Annotated in this window: 12 protein-coding genes and 1 pseudogene; 11 read left to right on the forward strand and 2 right to left on the reverse strand. The window is 40.5% G+C overall.

Features of this window, described 5'->3' with window-relative positions; all coding sequences use genetic code 11:
* Positions 1–22 precede the first annotated feature (22 nt).
* Positions 23–1,504: a PKD domain-containing protein gene (locus M2135_RS05135; RefSeq protein WP_280747533.1), complete on the reverse strand. Its 1,482-nt coding sequence runs from the start codon at positions 1,502–1,504 to the stop codon at positions 23–25.
* Between the two features lie 916 nt (positions 1,505–2,420).
* Between M2135_RS05135 and M2135_RS05140 the strand changes: the two genes are divergently transcribed.
* From M2135_RS05140 to M2135_RS05165, 6 genes and pseudogenes are all read left to right on the forward strand, one after another.
* On the forward strand, positions 2,421–3,296 hold the full coding sequence (locus M2135_RS05140) for a PepSY-like domain-containing protein (protein WP_280747534.1): 876 nt from the start codon (positions 2,421–2,423) through the stop codon (positions 3,294–3,296).
* 94 nt (positions 3,297–3,390) lie between these two features.
* The gene (locus M2135_RS05145; protein ID WP_280747535.1) at positions 3,391–4,263 is read left to right on the forward strand and encodes a PepSY-like domain-containing protein; all 873 of its coding nucleotides are present in this window, start codon (positions 3,391–3,393) and stop codon (positions 4,261–4,263) included.
* A gap of 107 nt (positions 4,264–4,370) precedes the next feature.
* A pseudogene (lysS, locus tag M2135_RS05150) lies at positions 4,371–5,876 on the forward strand (lysine--tRNA ligase); the annotation flags it as partial.
* A gap of 48 nt (positions 5,877–5,924) precedes the next feature.
* Positions 5,925–6,920, forward strand: a complete 996-nt coding sequence (locus tag M2135_RS05155; RefSeq protein ID WP_280747536.1) for an NAD(P)H-dependent glycerol-3-phosphate dehydrogenase — start codon at positions 5,925–5,927, stop codon at positions 6,918–6,920.
* A 24-nt stretch (positions 6,921–6,944) separates the two neighbouring features.
* Positions 6,945–8,288: a glucose-6-phosphate isomerase gene (locus M2135_RS05160; protein ID WP_280747537.1), complete on the forward strand. Its 1,344-nt coding sequence runs from the start codon at positions 6,945–6,947 to the stop codon at positions 8,286–8,288.
* A 96-nt stretch (positions 8,289–8,384) separates the two neighbouring features.
* On the forward strand, positions 8,385–9,119 hold the full coding sequence (locus M2135_RS05165; protein ID WP_280747538.1) for an HAD-IA family hydrolase: 735 nt from the start codon (positions 8,385–8,387) through the stop codon (positions 9,117–9,119).
* Positions 9,120–9,191: 72 nt separating this feature from the next.
* Here M2135_RS05165 and M2135_RS05170 read toward each other — a convergent pair whose 3' ends face one another.
* Entirely contained in the window at positions 9,192–10,085 is an 894-nt protein-coding gene (locus M2135_RS05170; protein ID WP_280747539.1) for a sugar phosphate isomerase/epimerase, read from the reverse strand.
* 797 nt (positions 10,086–10,882) lie between these two features.
* On the opposite strand from M2135_RS05170, the gene M2135_RS05175 reads away from it, so the two are divergent.
* From M2135_RS05175 to M2135_RS05195, 5 genes are all read left to right on the forward strand, one after another.
* Positions 10,883–11,563: a DUF3575 domain-containing protein gene (locus M2135_RS05175; protein ID WP_280747540.1), complete on the forward strand. Its 681-nt coding sequence runs from the start codon at positions 10,883–10,885 to the stop codon at positions 11,561–11,563.
* A gap of 9 nt (positions 11,564–11,572) precedes the next feature.
* Entirely contained in the window at positions 11,573–13,006 is a 1,434-nt protein-coding gene (locus tag M2135_RS05180) for a DUF3868 domain-containing protein (protein ID WP_280747541.1), read from the forward strand.
* Positions 13,007–13,063: 57 nt separating this feature from the next.
* Positions 13,064–14,077: a FimB/Mfa2 family fimbrial subunit gene (locus M2135_RS05185; RefSeq protein WP_280747542.1), complete on the forward strand. Its 1,014-nt coding sequence runs from the start codon at positions 13,064–13,066 to the stop codon at positions 14,075–14,077.
* Between the two features lie 75 nt (positions 14,078–14,152).
* On the forward strand, positions 14,153–15,775 hold the full coding sequence (locus tag M2135_RS05190) for an Mfa1 family fimbria major subunit (RefSeq protein WP_280747543.1): 1,623 nt from the start codon (positions 14,153–14,155) through the stop codon (positions 15,773–15,775).
* A 220-nt stretch (positions 15,776–15,995) separates the two neighbouring features.
* Positions 15,996–17,924, forward strand: coding sequence for a fimbria major subunit (locus M2135_RS05195; RefSeq protein ID WP_280747544.1), 1,929 nt, complete (start codon positions 15,996–15,998; stop codon positions 17,922–17,924).
* Positions 17,925–17,946: the final 22 nt, after the last annotated feature.

Genomic DNA, 17,946 nt, shown 5'->3' on the forward strand with positions numbered 1-17,946 from the left:
GCTTATTTATTGTTTTTTATTTTTACTGAAACAGGTGTACATTCGGATTGACAGGGATCACGCAAGGGTTTACTTTGACTGTAATGGTTTCCGAAGCGACTTCTTTGCCATCAACCAGATAGGATCGTACTGTGATATTATACATTCCCGGCTTTTCATAGGTATATGAATGTGTCTGCGTACCCGAACTCACATTGGTGTCTTTTAAGAATGATCCTCCTTCTCCAAAATCCCATTCGGTATAGGCTATTTCATCCGAACCGGATTGGTTGAGGATGACCGTAAAATCTTGCGAAGTATTCACACAAAACGATTGATCAGCCTCAATAGAGACCGAGAACCAGTTGGCTGCGAAAGAAGGGAGTCCCAAGGTCGATGTTCCTGATAAAAAGGCGGCGGGCAACTTATAGATCCTAAGGTTGTCATACTCTTCGGGATTATCAATCACATTTAAAAAATTAGCCTGTGTAGTCATATAGATACGTCCATCAAGCGCTAACTGAATAGCACAATTATACGTGTCTATCATATCTATTTCTTGATAACTGACCACACTTGGGTCTGAGGCTGCTAATAACTCATGAAAATTATACACATATAGCTGTCTGCGCCCTTCTAGCATGATATATACATATTTTCCACTGGCTGAAAATTCAACGCCATAATAATGCTTACTCGAGACAGAAGGATCTACATCTCTCACATTGCTGAAACCCCCTGTTGCCGCATCAAAATCGCCATACATAATACGATTACCCCATCCAGCCCAAGCAAAGTGTTTGCCATCGGGTGTAAATTTCATGTATCCTCCTACACCACTCTGTGTATTTGTTACCGACAGAAGGGTCGAAACCGGAGTCTCTTCTACTCCGTCTTGGGTCAATAACCATGCATTCATATACGTTGGATTCCCTCTACCAGGTGCCACAATCCAATAATCTTTACCATTGGCATGTTTAATTGAAGTGACCGTTTCATTAATATATGAGCCGGAATGATTCAATAAACGGATGTTTTTTGGGGTTTCAACATCTCCCAATCCCCCATCCAACGTCATGTCAATGACGGAATAAGAGAGTGTGTTTTGAGTTACCCCTATTGTAACCGCTATATATTTATCCCGATTTCCCGGATAAGGGATAATGATACCTGATTGGGAAGACGAACCATTTCCGGTCATGCTGGTACCATTAGGCATAGTGGCATGATTTTTATTCCAAATACTTATACCATCCGAATAAAATAAAAGATTACCTTTCGCATCAGAAAGAGAGAAGCAACCCTCGGTTGTACTAATCGAAGAACCGGTCACGTCTGTCGGTAATCCTGTTAATAAAGTATCCGGCGTTCCGTTCAACCCTGTGACAGCAAGGTCACGTGTCGTATTCCAGGTTAAACCGGCTCTATTTCCAAAAAACCAGTTAGTGGCTTCTTTCTGCGCTTGGACAGAAAAAACAGTTGTGGCCATCAGGCCAACAATACATAAAACTCTCATTGATTTCATCTTCATAGCGAATTTACAACTATAAGGACAGACTGTCGGTTTTGTCTGTAACTTATTGTTTTACTTATTCTTTAATATTCTTTTTGTTTAATTCTTACACACACGTTAGTCTATTTCCTATGATGAATAGACTATATACCACGACTAAATTCGACAAAAATAGTAAAAATAGTTATAATTATATACATAATTTCCTTTTTTATATGTGGTATATTGATTATCCTCCAATATTGTTGTTTTCTAAAAGACAAAAAACAGATGTTTAAAAAGTGCAACCTGTCATATGCTGTCCAAGTGATGACCGGTTTTGATCTGTTTGTATTTTGTCATTTTGTTGCTAATAACAGGCGGTTTGTGACATAAATAAGTAAAAGATTGATTTTGTATAACTCGTGTATCGTGTTTTTTTGATAAGAAAAAGGGTGTTTTTAACCGTTTTATGCCCCAAAACGGCTGTTTTAAATTCTTTATTCTGGATCTTCCGCCACTTTCTGCTGAACATTAAGAAAAATGATGCTGATGATTCAGGAAACAGATCTAAACCCTTCAAAAAAATCATGCAGATGATTTTTTCAAAGAGCCTGAAACGGGCAAAAAAACCAGTCTCAAAACCGGTGGTTTTTCTCCAGAATGGTGATTTTTCAAAATTATAAAAATAGGCAAGACGACTTAATAATCAATGCATATTGCAAAAACAAACTCCAAATCCTTGCGTTTTTTTCGAACAGTTTCGTTGTATGCTCCAGATACGCAATTCTCGCGGGGGATAAAATATCAAATTGACAAAATTGACAAATTGTAATTAAAATACATTATTTAACTGAGGGGTAGTTCGGGGTTGTGCATGCTACTAAAAACTATTCCGCTGATCTAACTGTTCTATTAATAGATAATTAACTATGAAAAATGTGTTGCGATGATGAAAAAAAGAACGTTTTTTATGGCCATTTTTATGGCGGGTATATTGTTTTTCAGTTGTGATAAGGGTGTGGATAACGAAATGCCTCCAGGTGAAAATCCGTCTGTGATAACCCCGACGAACGAAGTGCTGCGAAATTTTGAAATCATATTTCCTGATATCGAAGATGTGTTATGGAGCATAAATACAACGTATTATGTGGCTGATTTTGTGAAAAACAAAAAATCCATAAGTGCTTGGTTTAAGATAAGAGGCGACTGGGTTTTGACCAAATCCGACCTGAATAAAGAAGAGTTGAACCAATTTATCCGTAATACATTCTCCAATAGTAAATATTCCCGTTGGCAGGTCAATAAGGTTAGCCTGTTGGAGCGTGAGGGTTTTTCAGACCTGTTTATTATCAATACCAATAAAAATAATAGATATGCCAGTATCTATTATGCGACAAATGGTACTCAGGTTCGGATCAATAATGGGGCAAATTATACGGATACACCGATAGAGGTTCCGTCGGACGTGATGCGTGCTATTAATCATTATTTTCAAGATCCTGATATTCTTGATTTGTGGGGGGATATTACCCAGACAATCAAGGTGGCCGTATTGGAGAATGATCAATTTAAATTATTGATACTTGATGAGGAATTTGACTTTCTGTATATGATCACGAGTATTGAAGCGGAAGATGTTCCGGAGGTAATCATGAAAAAATTTAAGGCTTCCAGATACGGGAAGTACGTTGTGAACGATATCAGAGAGATGAAAAATGACATTGGCGTATCTTACTTGTTTTATTTCGATGATGAAGAAGAGAATAATAATGTTGCTACAGTAAGTGAATCAACAGATTATATTGTCTTGTTGAAATATTAATGCGAATCAGTCAATAAATGAAATACCTCATGTAAAATGCTTAAAAACAAAAAGATTACATGATCTGTTATGTAAAGACAAATACATAATTATCATGAGAGTAAGATTAATCCCTTTTGTATTGTTCTTGGCAAGTAGTGTATTGTTGTCAGGTTGTGTGGATGGAGAAGAGATGGATACGACTCCGCCCGATCCTGTTGTGATCACCCCTAATGCAGAGGTGCAAAGCACTTTTGAGTTGAAATTTCCGGATGCAGTAGAGGTCGAATGGATGGTAAACAATACGTATTATGTTGCCGATTTTATATTGGACGGGCGAATAATAAATGCCTGGTTTAAACAGGCTGGTGATTGGAAGTTGACTAAATCTGAAGTCAGCAGGTTTGTATTGAATGAGTCAATCAAAGCGACTTTTTCCAATAGTCTTTATTCGGATTGGGATATCCATGGCGTTAGCTTGTTAGAGCGTGAAGGTCTCTCTGATCTGGTGATCCTTTATGCCGGTAAGGATGAAGAACGAGTAGGTCTGTACTATTCGCCAAACGGTGTTGTTGTTCGCGTAAACCGGGATGATATTTATGTGGATAAACCGATAGATATTCCGGGAAAAGTGATCGATCAGGTCAATAGCTGTTTTCTGCAACCGGTTATTCTTGATCTACGCGAAGACCTGGGTGAATCGATAGTTGTGGGTGTCTTGGAAGATGATCTGTTTAAGATAGTTGTATTTGATGAAAATCATGACTTCCTTTATCTTATTGAAAGTATAGACGAACAACATGTACCTCTTGTAGTCATGGAAAAATTCAAAGCATCCAGTTTTGGGAAGTATACCGTGAATGAGATTAAAGATATGAAAAATGAGACCGAGATTCATTATTTATTTTACTTTGACGATGAAAACCGAAAACATAATGTGGCTACAGTCAGTGAATGGGATGATTATATTGCCGTTGTGACCTATTAAGCTTCTTGTTCACAAATCTCCGAACTTCTATTCTTAATTCGCTGTCTGTTACATAAAAATGGGAAAAGTTTTGTACTTTTGCGCCATATTTGAAAAATTCGAACATAATGAACCTACAGGAACTGAGTGAACAGGAAGTTATCAGGCGGGGAAGTCTGGAACAGATGCGCCAGTTGGGAATTGATCCTTATCCAGCTGCAGAGTACACAACCAATGCATATGCTACCGAGATAAAAGAAACGTTTAAAGACGATGATCCTCCGCGTCCTGTCCAGATCGCCGGACGTATTATGAGTCGCCGTATCATGGGGAAAGCTTCTTTTATGGAGTTGCAAGACAGTGAAGGACGTATTCAGGTCTATATTTCACGGGATGAGATCTGCCCGGATGAGAATAAGGATCTGTATAACGTCGTTTTCAAGAAACTATTGGATATTGGTGACTATGTGGGTATCAATGGGTTTGTTTTTCGTACACAGATGGGTGAAATATCTGTGCATGCGGAAGGATTGACCGTATTGGCCAAATCTCTTCGCGTACTACCTATCGTTAAGAAGAAAGACGGAGTTGTTTATGACGGATTTACTGATCCGGAACAACGTTATCGTCAACGTTATGTCGATTTAATTGTGAATGAAGGTGTTAAAGATGTTTTTGTCAAGCGTACAAAGGTCTTTAATTCGATGCGTGAGTTTCTGAACAATCACGGCTATATAGAGGTCGATACCCCTGTATTACAGAGTATCCCGGGAGGAGCAACTGCCCGTCCGTTTATTACACATCATAATGCGTTGGATATCCCTTTGTATCTGCGTATTGCCAATGAATTATACTTAAAACGATTGATCGTCGGTGGTTTTGAAGGAGTGTATGAGTTTAGTCGCAACTTCCGTAATGAAGGGATGGATCGTACACACAATCCGGAGTTCACTGTGATGGAGTTTTATGTGGCGTATAAGGACTATAACTGGATGATGAACTTTACCGAACAGATGTTGGAAAAAATCTGTATGGATGTGCATGGTACGACTAAAGTGATGATGGGAGATAAAGAGATTGACTATAAAGCTCCGTATCCACGTGTCACGATGATCGATTCGATCAAACACTTTACCGGAGTCGATATCAGTGGAATGAATGAAGACCAATTGCGTGATGTTTGCCGCCAACTGGGTGTTGAACAGGATGCAACAATGGGAAAAGGAAAACTGATCGATGCGATATTCGGAGATAAGTGTGAAGGAAATTATATTCAACCGACATTTATTATTGATTATCCGATAGAGATGTCGCCATTAACCAAAAAACACCGGAATAATCCGGAACTGACCGAACGTTTCGAATTGATGGTTAACGGAAAAGAGTTGGCCAATGCTTATTCGGAATTAAACGATCCGATCGATCAGCGTATGCGTTTTGAAGATCAGCTACGGCTATCAGAAAAAGGAGATGATGAGGCGATGTTTATCGATCAGGACTTCTTGCGTGCCCTCGAATATGGGATGCCTCCGACAAGTGGAATCGGTATCGGGATGGATCGTCTGGTGATGTTTATGACCGGGCAGGAAAGTATCCAGGAGGTGCTGTTTTTTCCTCAGATGCGTCCGGAGAAGAAGCAGAAGAAAGAGGAAGAAGAAAACGGCGAAGCCTAATCTATTGCTATGAATTTACCGGGAAAAATCGCCATTATGGGAGGGGGAAGCTGGGCGACGGCTTTAGCGAAAATTGTACTCTCCACGCAGGATCATATCAACTGGTATATGCGCAGACCTGATCGTATTGCGGACTTCAAACAGGTCGGGCATAATCCGGTCTATTTATCGTCGGTCAAGTTTGATACGGATAAAATTACTTTTTATGCGGATATCAATCAGGTGATAAATGATTCGGATACATTAATTTTTGCGACTCCGTCACCTTTTCTTAAACAACATCTGGAAAAGATAAAAACACGGTTAAGTGATAAATGTATCATTTCGGCCATCAAAGGTATTGTGCCGGATGAGAATATACTGATCACCGATTATTTTGCGGAATATTATCAGGTACCACATGAAAATATTGCGATCATTGGAGGGCCATGTCATGCGGAAGAGATCGCATTGGAGCGTCTGTCGTATGTCACCTTGGCCTGTTCGGATATTCAGAAATTAGATGTACTGGCCAGCGTTTTCAGTAATCATTATCTGAAAAACTCCCTCTCGGAAGATGTGGCCGGAATCGAATATGCTGCTGTTTTAAAGAATGTCTATTCCATTGTAGCAGGCATCTGCCATGGCATGAAATACGGAGATAATTTTCAGGCTGTATTCCTTTCCAATGCGATCAAAGAAATGCGACGGTTTGTGGATGCTGTTCATCCGATCGAACGAGATATTACCGATTCGGTTTATCTGGGCGATTTATTGGTTACGGCCTATTCGCGTTTTAGCCGGAATCGTACATTCGGCACGATGATCGGGAAAGGCTATTCGGTAAAAACCGCTCAATTGGAGATGGAGATGATTGCAGAAGGGTATTATGGCACCAAATGTATTTACGAGATCAATGAGAAATACAACGTCGATATGCCTATCCTGAATGCACTCTATGAAATATTATACGACAAACGATCACCTATTACGGTCATTCGTGAATTAACGGAAACATTTATATAAAGCAATAAAATAATAGATACGAAAATGAAAAATATCAGTTTAAACATTGACAAAGCATTAGGTCTTATCACGAAAGAACAAGTGTATGCACAGGAAGGGAAAGTAAAAGAGTGTAATCAGCTGTTGGAGACCGGGAAAGGTGCCGGTAACGACTTTTTAGGTTGGATGCATTTACCTTCTTCGATCACAGAAGCAGAACTGGCTGATATTGAAAATACGGCTAACGTATTGCGTTCGAAATGCGATATCGTTGTAGCGATCGGAATCGGAGGAAGTTATCTGGGGACTAAAGCTGTAGTAGAAGCCCTGAATAACAGCTTTGATATGTTATTGAGTGATCGTAAGAATCCAATTCTTTTGTATGCCGGACAGAATATCGGAGAAGATTATTTATATGAACTGACTGAAGTATTGAAAGGCAAACAATTTGGTTTGATCAATATTTCTAAATCGGGTACAACAACAGAACCGGCTTTGGCTTTCCGTATGTTGAAAAAACAGTTGGAAGACGCTGTCGGAAAAGAGGAAGCCAAGCACCGTATTGTCGCCATTACAGATGCTAAAAGAGGCGCTTTGCGTACATTAGCCGATCAGGAAGGATATAAGACGTTTGTTATTCCGGATAATGTAGGCGGACGTTTCTCTGTGTTGACTCCGGTAGGTTTATTGCCGATTGCTGTTGCAGGTATTAATATCCGTGATTTGGTGGCAGGTGCTGTTTCTATGGAGAAAGTAACCGGTTCAGATGTTCCTTTGACAGAAAATATTGCCGGGTTGTATGCCGCAGCAAGAAATGAACTATATAAAGGAGGAAAGAAAATTGAGATTTTGGCAAACTTTCATCCGAAATTACATTATATCGCTGAGTGGTGGAAACAGTTGTATGGCGAAAGTGAAGGTAAGGATGGAAAAGGTATTTTCCCCGCTTCAGTAGATTTAACAACCGACTTACATTCTATGGGGCAATGGATACAGGATGGTGAACGCACGATCTTTGAAACGGTCATCTCTGTGGAGAAACCGGATCATAAAGTGGTTGTTCCTACTGACGAAGCAAATCTGGATGGATTGAACTTCCTGGCCGGAAAACGTGTGGATGAAGTCAATAAAATGGCGGAACTGGGTACGCAATTAGCCCATGTGGACGGAGGTGTTCCTAACCTGAAGATCACGATGCCGGAAGTCAATGCCTATTATATCGGACAGTTATTCTATTTCTTTGAAAGAGGTTGCGGTATCAGTGGATATATGCTGGGTGTGAATCCGTTTGATCAACCGGGAGTGGAAGACTACAAACGCAATATGTTTGCTTTGTTGAACAAACCGGGATATGAAAAAGAAACAGAAGCGATAAAAGCCAGATTATAATAAAACCAGAATAGAGACGAAAGGGTGGGGTGCATATCTCACCCTTTTTTATAGATTTAGAGCAACTTTGTGGCTCTCAAAAATAAGTGAATAGTTATGATCCGAACAGCAATAGAACATTATTTACAAAAACAGCAACAAGAACGTATCTCTCCTAAAGCGGTTCTTTTTGATATGGATGGAGTGCTCTTTGACTCTATGGTGTTTCATGCCCGTGCCTGGCAGGAGATCGCTGAAAAACATCATTTGCGGTCTGTTCCGGAGGATTTTTTCCTGTTTGAAGGCATGACTGGTGGAAATACAATCAATGAATTGTTTCTGCGCACCCGGCAGCGGGAGGCTACTGCGGAGGAGAAAGAATCCATCTATAATGAAAAGGCTGCCTTGTTTAATCAATACAATGACGGAGAACCAATGCCCGGAGCCCTGGAGGTATTGGAAAAGGTAAAAGCTTTTGAGTTGAAACGGGTGCTTGTTACAGGCTCAGGACAACGTAGTCTGCTTGAAAAATTGGAGCATACTTATCCGGGTTTCTTTGAAAAAGAGCGGATGGTGACAAGTTATGATGTCAGATTTGGTAAACCGCATCCGGAACCGTATCTGATCGGATTGGAAAAGGGTGGAGTCCAACCGCATGAAGCCATTGTTGTAGAGAATGCACCGATGGGGGTGCAGTCGGCTGTTGCTGCACATATCTTTACGATAGCAGTCAATACAGGCCCATTAGCTGATCAGGTCTTGTTGGATGCCGGAGCCAATCTGCTTTATCCCGATATGAATGCCTTAGCCAAAGATTGGGAAGCGATCATGACTGCTTTCTCTGAGATTTGAAGAGAAGGAAGAGGATAGAAACAAAAAAAGCCGGTTCGCAACCGGCTTTTTTTGTTTTATGAGCATGTTTAATTAATAAACATAAGCTGCTTTATCCAGGAAGTCGAAACTTTGTTTCACACTTTCCTGAGGATTGTTGTTGGTGTATTGTTCAACTTCCACATACCAGTCTTTTACATTGTTGGCTTTCATCTGTTCGAAGATCGGTTGGAAATCCATGAAGCCACTTGCTCCGATTTCTTTTTCATCTTTAATGTGGATATTCTTGAACTGAGCAGGACGTTCTTTCAAGTATCTAACAGGATCTTGTCCACCCATTTTTACCCAATATACGTCCATCTGGAAGAATACGTGATTTTTACTTACTGTATCCAACATGATGTCATAAACCATTTTACCATCGATGACTGTTTCGAATTCGAAGGCGTGATTATGATAACCGAAAGCGATACTTGCAGCAGCAGTTTTCAAACCGATAGCTGTCAGGTAATCACAATAGTTTTTCATATCGTCCATGGTGGTATTATTGTTGATCGTAAGCATTGGCATGACCATGTATTTACAGCCCAACTCATTGTGAGCTTCAACACATTTGTCCCACCACATCATTACTTCAGCTTCGTTTTCTTTAGAATACGACTGGTTTACGTGCGCACTGGTACATTTCAATCCATTGTCATTCACCAATTTCTTGAATTCTGACGGCTGCATACCGTAAATCTTACCATTATCATAACTGGCTGTTTCTACATGAGTATATCCCATTTTAGCGACAGCTTCAATTACTTTCTGAATTCCGTCGTCTTTTACCATTTCACGAAGTGAATAAAGTTGAAGACCAATGTGTTTGCCACTTCCTGCTGCTGCAGCACTTCCACCGCCACAAGAAGATAATAACTGAGGGGCAACCATACCACCGGCAAGCAAGAGAGATGCCTGCTTTAAAAAGTCACGTCTGTTTTGCATAGCACTAATTTTATTGAGTTTATTTGAGAATTTTCACAAAAGTATAACTATATTTTTACGTTGGTAAGTTTAAATTGTTAAAATCTTTAAAAATGACAATGCCTTTGACTTTTGGCGATCCACAACCATTGAGACAAACGTATAAAGTTTTTTTCAACCTCCAGCATGTTATACGGCAAAACCTCCCGGCTTACTATCCGGAATGGAAACCAATTTAGACCACTTCTCCGTTTTATTTAAACGGGTTTCCAGTTCTATGCAGACTGTTTTCCTGTAGCATACGGATCACTTTTCTGTTAGAGGTACCTCTAAAATGTTTTACACGTACCTCTAAAAGAATTTAGACGTACCTCTAAATTTGTTTAGACGTACCTCTAACAGAAAATGGATGTAGGTGTAACAGAAAACAGGTTGGGATGTCCCTGATTTTTCATCTGCAGAATCGAAAAAAAGCATCTGCATTTTCTGATAAATACTTAGATCTTCTGAAAAAAAGTATTAGCTTTGCCAATTTTTGTTCATGAAATGTCTGATGATGACATTTTTCACAACAAAACAAAAAAATATTTTTCACAACAAAACAAAGAGAAAAGTTGTTATTTAGTTAAGCATATAAAGAACTATTTTGAATGGTACATTTTAGATTAAACAAATAACAAAGCAAACCGTTCTATTAGTGCGACTAGCGATATCGCAGTTTATTGCTTGATATCAATATCTGTTTTTTATGAATGGGACATGGTTTGATACAAAAGAAGATGAATTATACTGTTTTAATCCACTTATTTAGAGGAAAAATGAAAACTGAAAAAAGACCAGTGCGTTTTCGCGTTGGGATGATAAGTTTGGCTTTACTTATGACTACCGGCATCTTGAAAGCCCAGGAGAGATATACCGTACAATCTACACAAAATAGTCATTTGTTGATAGAGCATCGTACAACACAAACACCTCATATTATTTATCCGCCTTCATCAATAGCCTTGAAAACGAATTTACTTTACCTGGCGACATTGACTCCCAATCTTGCCCTTGAAATCGGTATTGGAAAGAAGATGACATTGGAGATAGGAGGGGGGTATAATTTTTATGATCCCGATAATCAGAAGCACTGGAAGCATTGGCTTGTTCAACCGGAGTTCCGGTATTGGTTCTGTGAACGTTTTAATGGCAGTTTTCTGGGAGTGCACGCTTTAGGTGGAGAGTATAATTTTTCACGGATTAATTTACCGCTATCCGTTTTTGATGATCTGGATGCGTATCGGTATGAGGGTCATTATTATGGAGGAGGCCTCTCTTTCGGTTATCAATGGATACTTAGTAAACGATGGAATCTCGAATTGTCTGTAGGCGCCGGCTATGTGCGGGTTCACTATGATAAGTACAACTGTGCTTCTTGCGGCGGCAATATCGAACAAGGTACTAAGAATTATTGGGGGCCTACGCGAGCTGCCGTTTCATTTTTATTCTTCTTATAAATTCTTGTCATGAAAAAAATATATCTGATACTCATATCGCTTATCGCTCTATTGCCTGTTGCGGCGGGAAATATTGTCTATCCTGAAAATGTGAAATATGCATTTCGGGCAGAGAAAGAAGGCAATACCCTTCATCTGAATTTAGATATTGTTTTGGATGAGATGCATCTTCCGACTCAGGGAATGGTGGTATTTACTCCGGTTATAATCGCTCAAGACCAAAAAATATATCATCTTGCGCCGGCGGTAGTTACCGGCTCAAATCGATATAAAGTCCTTCAGCGGCTTTTGGCTTATGATAATCCGGTATTCGAACAAAGCCCACAAGTTTTGGTCAAGAGAAAAAACAGCTCTTCACAGACGATCTCTCTTTCATATATAATCCCTAATGAGGAGTGGATGCAGGGTGCCGATTTGTATGTCTATGGAGAGGCCAGTGGTTGTGTGAACTGTGGAAATGTGCAGGATCAACAACTGGTGAAAAACGATATCGTTCCTTTGCAGCCGGTTTATGTGCCGGTATATACGGTCTCTTATATCGTTCCAGAAGTAGAGGTAAAAGAACGTAGTGAAACATTTGTCGCTCGTATAAATTATGAAGTCGGTCGGTACGAACTATTACCGAATTATAAAAATAATGCAGCCGTATTGGCGGATGTCGATGCACTGGTCAAATCGCTACAGAATGATCGGGATCTGACGATTACTCATCGTACAGTCACCGGATATGCTTCTCCGGATGGGAACTTCGACAGTAATCTGCTCCTTTCTCAGAATCGGGCAAAGTCGTTTATGGACTATCTACAGCAGAAATATCGTTGGGATGCCAACATCACTTATGAAGGACGTGGAGAAGACTGGGTTGGCTTGAGAGAAGCTGTCGAGAATGCTTCAAACCTATCTCAGAAGCATGCAATTATTGCAGCAATAGACAATCGATCGGATATTGCTCGTCGTAAACAGTCGCTCAAGGCTCTGGAAAAGGGGAGTGTATATAAGACGTTACTTAATGAATATTTCCCATCGCTTCGTCGTAATGAGTTTAAGGTCTCTTATATCGCCCGTGCATTTAATGTAGAGGAAGCCCGGGAGGTCATTCGTACACGTCCTCAATTACTCAGTCTGAACGAAATGTTTCTGGTAGCAAACAGTTACCCGAAAGAGAGCAAAGAGTTTAAGGAAGTATTTGATATTGCCGTTCGTATGTTCCCGGATAGTCAGATAAGCAAAATCAATGCTGCTGCTATGGAGATTGAGACCGGTTCGGCTGAGCGCGCTATCGAACGCCTTATCGGAGTTGAAACTCCCGAGGCCTGGAACAACCTGGGAGTTGCTTATGCACAATGCCAAGAAGTCGATCTGGCTCGCCAATACTTCCAACGCGCTATTCAAGCCGGAAATACCCAGGCACTTCATAATCTTGAACAGTTGAACAAAAAATAAATAAATACCAATAAGGTTGTCTTAAACGAGCCGATTGGATAAACGATAAATACAATAATGATGCTAAAAATAACACGAATATTCTTATTTCCGATACTTACCGGGATTCTGTTATTCGGATCTTCATGTGTAAAAGACGGGGGTGAACCTTGCCCTAACTACCTAAAGATCGTATATGATTATAATATAGAATATGTCGATCAGTTTCACCGTCAGGTTACCTTCCTGAGTATTTTTATGTTCGATGCCGAGACTGGGGTGTTGATACGTGAGGTGAAGCAGACTCAGCAATCGTTCCCCGAGAATTATACGATACAAGTGCCCGAAGAATGGCTTGGGCAGAGTTATGATATTATGGTATGGGCCGGTCTTGATCCTGATTCCTATACGTTTCCTGATTTAATTCCCGGTAGTTCCACTTTGGAAGAATTTCAACTCAAGGTGCGTGATTATGAGAAGCAACTTGTAGAGCGTCGTTCGGAATTAGAACCTCTTTGGCACGGTCAGCTGTCTGATGTGACCTTTGCCGATACGGAAGAAAAGAGTTATACGGTATCGTTGATGAAAGATACGAAGCGATTCCGGGTTGTTCTACAGAGTATGAGTGATACCATATCTATTGATGTCAATGATTTTGATATCCGTCTATTGTCTGCAGATGGTTGGTACGATCATCAGAACAGGGTACTTGATCCGACCGATCGCGAAATCACTTATCTTCCTTATTATACAGCCAACGATGCCGAGTCGGGCGCTATTGCCGAAATGAACTCACTGCGGTTGATGAATGACGGACGGGTGAATACGCTTCGTATCTCCAGTAAATCGTCTGGCAAGGTGATATTGGATATCCCTTTGATGAAATATCTGAATGCCCTTCGGCTCTTAGAATTCTCCAACTTACCTTTTCAGGAGTACCTGGATCGGGAAGACACCTATTCGATCCTGATCTTCCTGAACTATCTGAAAGATGATTCCGAAGATCCCGGGACTCCCGGTAAAAAGGGGAACTGGTTGGCGGTTCAGATTTCGATTAATGAGTGGATTCTCCGCTTTCAGGATATTGATTGATAAAAAATATGAGTAATAAATAGTTTAACAATTAAAAATTGAGTTATGAAAAAAAATTATTTCAAGAAAGTTGTTTTGGCAACTTTGACAGTAGGGTTAATCTTTACTTCCTGTTCGGATGATTCCGATGATATTGTGGACAAGGGTAAAACGGAAGGCGAAATAGGTTATGTTTCTCTTGCATTGATCAATAGTAGTGTGCGTGGCATGACAAAAGCCGAAGGTAGCCTTCATTATGGAACTGCAGATGAAAATAATGTAGACTCGGCTCTTATTGTTTTATATGATGGTGCTACTCCTGCTTCGAGTAAAGTTAAGTATCATATTAAATTGACAGAGATAGGTACTCCGGGCGCGCCAGGTGGTGATATGCACAGTATTTCTCCGGGATCGAGTGCTACAACCTATAGAACAAAAGCACAAGAGGTTGTAAAAGCAAATTATAAATTAGCTGTATTTATTAATCCTCCTGCTGCCTTGGATGCTGTTACGGCATTAGATCAGACATTAGGAGCTATGACAGCTGCAGCTTCGGTAACTGTAGACCAACTGACCATGGGAAAAACAAAAAGAGACAATTTCCTGATGAGTAATTTTGCTGGCTTGGTGGATGTACTTGAAAGTGACATTTATGATACCGAAGCTGAAGCTGAGGTTGCTCCGGTCAAATTAAATGTTGAACGTGCGGTAGCTAAAGTTACTTTGGGTGTAGCTAGTAATCTTGCCACTGCTTCAGCGTCGCTGGGTGCGACTATTGGAGAAATTAAGTGGGATGTAGATGTTATTAACAAAAAAACATTCTGGATGAGAAATCCGGCAGAAATGCTTGATGCTCCAAGTGGAACTGTTGTAGGAACAACGACCGAAGTTGCAACAGCAGCAAATCGTATATATATGTATGCCAAAGATCCTAACTGGGATGATTTCAGCCATAGCCGTAATACGACTCTTACGGATCCATTAACTGATGAGTTTATTTATAAAACCGGAACTGCTACGCTTGCTTTAGCTCCAACAACATCTACTGATCCGGTCAATGAAGATACTTACGCATATGTTACGGAAAATACAATGGCTGCGTTAGAGCAATGGGAGGATGTCACGACCTGTGTGTTGATATCTGCGGTAATTACTCCTAAAAAAACGTTTTTTGGAGAAACTTTAAATGCAGGCGATCAGTACTTCTTATTCCGTAATATGGCCTTTACTCTTAGAGATATACAGGAGATTCATTTAGCATATTCTAGTGATGCACAAACGATTACTAGTGCTAGTGGTAAAACATGGAAAGTTTTAATCGCAGAGGCTGCAAATGCCGGTATTATTGCTTTGCCTGGTATTTTAGAGGGCATGAAAGGGACTGAAGATTTTAATGAATATACAGCTGCTCCTAGTAAATCAAAAGATGTTATTAAATCGAACGGAACCGTTCGTTTCTTTGCTGAAGATGCACCTAATTATTACTATGTTCCTATCCGTCACTTCAGTGATGATCTTCAAGCTGACGCTATGGCTTATGGCCGTTATGGTGTTGTTCGTAATAACTGGTATAATCTGTCACTGAACAGTATCAAGAGTTATGGTACTGCTGAAATACCGACAGACAGACCTGATCCGGATGATAAAGAAGAATCTTGGTTGTCTGTTGAATTTACGATCCTTCCTTGGATAGAACGTGGTCAGGGAATAGGGCTCTAAACGAACTATTAAAAACACACAGAGATTATGAGTGTCTCTGTGTGTTTTAAAAAAAGAGGTTTCTGATGCCTCTTCTTTTCCGATAGATTGTATGAATCTTATTCAGTGTAGGTCTTCGTTTTATCAGAATATGAAAGAACGTTTGTTACAGCAAGTACAGAAATCAGGTTTGCTTGAACCGTGTCGGGTTATGTCAAACGATTAATTTTTAGAAAGAGTAATGAAGCAGTGTATATATCGTGTGTTTCTAATGCTGGGATTAGCCTTGTGGCTTTTCTCTTGCACTGAGGCCTCTATAATTGACCCCGAAAATATGCCCGGAGATGGTACCCATAACGGTACCGGGGATATCTTTTCGTTGGCCATGCGAATACCTCTGCCCGATGATTATATGTACACAAGAAGCTATGAAGGAGTAAACAGAGGAAGCGTTGCAGAAGTTCTGATTGAGGGAGTAAGAATGGTGCTCTATGAAGGAGGGGTTGTTAAGTATAGCCTGGATTTGAATATACAACTGGAACCTGATAACGATAATATCAAAGTTACGGGTGACGATGTCTATATTTGGGCAACTGACGGAAAAAGAATCCTTATTCAAACGAGAGCCCGTACATTCGAAAGGGGCAACTATGAGATGCTTGTTCTGATTAATCCCAACGATGTTATCAAAGCAAAAACGGAGAAAGGAGATTTATTTAGCGAACTTGATGCTCCTTTTGATACTTCTGATATGTACCGTTACCGGACGGTAGGTGAAGGTGCGAATTCGTACAAAGAGGCGGCTTATTTCCTGATGTTGAATTCCCAAGGCCCTGTGAGATTAAATGCGAAATATTTCTATGACACCGAGGAAAAAGCAGAGATCAACCCGGCTTACATCAGTTTGGAACGTGTTGCCGCAAAACTCGAATGCAACTATACAGGTATTTCTGATACCCGCTCTACCGCTGTAGCTCCCTACGGACGGTTTGTGATGTTGTTGGATTACAACAACCAATCGGCTGCTCCCTGGGGAGATGATTATGATATTCCGGAAGACTGCACCCAATGTCCGGTACATGGTTGCAACGGTACGTTTGACCGTAAGACCAAAAAGTGTAGTGCCAAACCGTATCTTCATACTTACGACGGCTTGGGACTTGTGGCCGACCGGGTACGTTACATGGTAGCGACCGACCTAAGCTGGGAGGCCGATATTGTCAATAAAAAAAGCAACTGGCTCAGACAACTTACCTACAAAGCCGGAGGTGTTGTTCTGGAAGAACAAGGCCATCTCGACAGGGAAAATTTTTATGCCGAAGATCCCAATTTCTCCGGTATATCAGGGTCGGGTTCGTCCAACCTAAACGCGAATTTCAATTATATATCAAGTAATGATTTAATTCCGGGTGCTGAGGGTAGTACAGCAAAGAAACTATATCCGCAACTTCCCGGATACAAATACTATAAGTACTGGTCATGGGACAAAGGAGATACTCAGCCGATGTATATACCCGAAAACACCATGAGTCAAAGTGAGCAAAAAAGAGATGTCGTAACCCGGGTTGTTTTTAAAGCGGTTCTTAAAAGAGAACAATTTGGCGAAAGTACGACTGATCAAAACCCGGTCTCCCCTGCACCGATTGGCGATTTTTTCGTATTCAAAGGGGGAAGTACGGAGATCAATGACTATAAATACAACAACTATAACAGAGACAACTCTACGTTCTTTATTCTTCGCCCGGAAGATGTGGCGATATACGCCTCTGCATCCACCACAGAACATATCCATATCTATCTTCGAGATGGTATCCTGGAGGCTATCCAACAGTTTAAAACCGATAATCCGGACTTTGATTTCTCCGATTGGAAAAATGAAGGCCCCGCACAATCAACCAATCTATCATTCTATAAAAACGGCGAAATCTATTACGAGGTGCCGATCGAACATTTTTCAGTAGCCGAGGCAGGAGGTGCTGGAAAGTACGGACGTTTTGGGGTGGTACGTAACAACTGGTATAAACTGAATGTGGAAAATATAATCTCTATCGGAGCGCCTGTCCTGCCGGAACCGACCTCTGAGTTTATAGAACCAGCTACACGGTCTGCGTTGCCGGAAACAAAAAGCAGTTCAAACTTTCTGATCAGGAATCAGTCTATCATATTCTAAACAATCGATATGATTATGAATA

The organism is Parabacteroides sp. PF5-9 (assembly GCF_029893105.1).
Classification (GTDB): Bacteria; Bacteroidota; Bacteroidia; order Bacteroidales; family Tannerellaceae; genus JARXWG01.

What these genes read in the sequence shown, in the direction of transcription:
- M2135_RS05135 (WP_280747533.1), bottom strand. Translation starts at nt 1,504, where the DNA reads ATGAAATCAATGAGAGTTTTATGTATTGTTGGCCTGATGGCCACAACT.
- M2135_RS05140 (WP_280747534.1), top strand. Translation starts at nt 2,421, where the DNA reads ATGATGAAAAAAAGAACGTTTTTTATGGCCATTTTTATGGCGGGTATA.
- M2135_RS05145 (WP_280747535.1), top strand. Translation starts at nt 3,391, where the DNA reads ATGAGAGTAAGATTAATCCCTTTTGTATTGTTCTTGGCAAGTAGTGTA.
- M2135_RS05155 (WP_280747536.1), top strand. Translation starts at nt 5,925, where the DNA reads ATGAATTTACCGGGAAAAATCGCCATTATGGGAGGGGGAAGCTGGGCG.
- M2135_RS05160 (WP_280747537.1), top strand. Translation starts at nt 6,945, where the DNA reads ATGAAAAATATCAGTTTAAACATTGACAAAGCATTAGGTCTTATCACG.
- M2135_RS05165 (WP_280747538.1), top strand. Translation starts at nt 8,385, where the DNA reads ATGATCCGAACAGCAATAGAACATTATTTACAAAAACAGCAACAAGAA.
- M2135_RS05170 (WP_280747539.1), bottom strand. Translation starts at nt 10,085, where the DNA reads ATGCAAAACAGACGTGACTTTTTAAAGCAGGCATCTCTCTTGCTTGCC.
- M2135_RS05175 (WP_280747540.1), top strand. Translation starts at nt 10,883, where the DNA reads ATGAAAACTGAAAAAAGACCAGTGCGTTTTCGCGTTGGGATGATAAGT.
- M2135_RS05180 (WP_280747541.1), top strand. Translation starts at nt 11,573, where the DNA reads ATGAAAAAAATATATCTGATACTCATATCGCTTATCGCTCTATTGCCT.
- M2135_RS05185 (WP_280747542.1), top strand. Translation starts at nt 13,064, where the DNA reads ATGATGCTAAAAATAACACGAATATTCTTATTTCCGATACTTACCGGG.
- M2135_RS05195 (WP_280747544.1), top strand. Translation starts at nt 15,996, where the DNA reads ATGAAGCAGTGTATATATCGTGTGTTTCTAATGCTGGGATTAGCCTTG.